Annotated in this window: 1 protein-coding gene; it reads right to left on the bottom strand. The window is 66.6% G+C overall.

Going from position 1 to position 329, the window contains the following annotated elements; translation table 11 throughout:
• On the bottom strand, positions 1 to 329 hold a 329-nt coding region (locus tag NP777_RS47380; protein WP_256656400.1), incomplete at both ends, for an acyltransferase domain-containing protein.

Genomic DNA, 329 nt, shown 5'->3' with positions numbered 1-329 from the left:
GCCAGCGACAGCACACCCGCCACATGCGCGGCAGCAAGCTCACCGATCGAATGCCCGGAAAGGAAGTCCGGCCGCAGCCCCCACGCCTCCGAAACCAGCCGGAACAACGCCACCTCAACCGCGAACAACGCGGGCTGAGTGAACCCCGTCCGGTCCAACGCCTCGGCGTCCTCCCCGAACAGCACCGTCTTCAGCGGCCGTTCAAGGTACTGGTCCAGCTCATCGCAGACCGCGTCCAACGCCTCCGCGAACACCGGATAGGCGTCATACAGCTCACGCCCCATCCCCAGCCGCTGACTCCCCTGCCCCGTGAACAGGAACGCCAGCTT

It is taken from the genome of Streptomyces rugosispiralis (assembly GCF_024505145.1).
Classification (GTDB): Bacteria; Actinomycetota; Actinomycetes; order Streptomycetales; family Streptomycetaceae; genus Streptomyces; species Streptomyces rugosispiralis.
The sequence above is the reverse complement of the archived record's forward strand: the minus strand, read 5'-3'. Positions and strand labels throughout refer to the sequence as shown.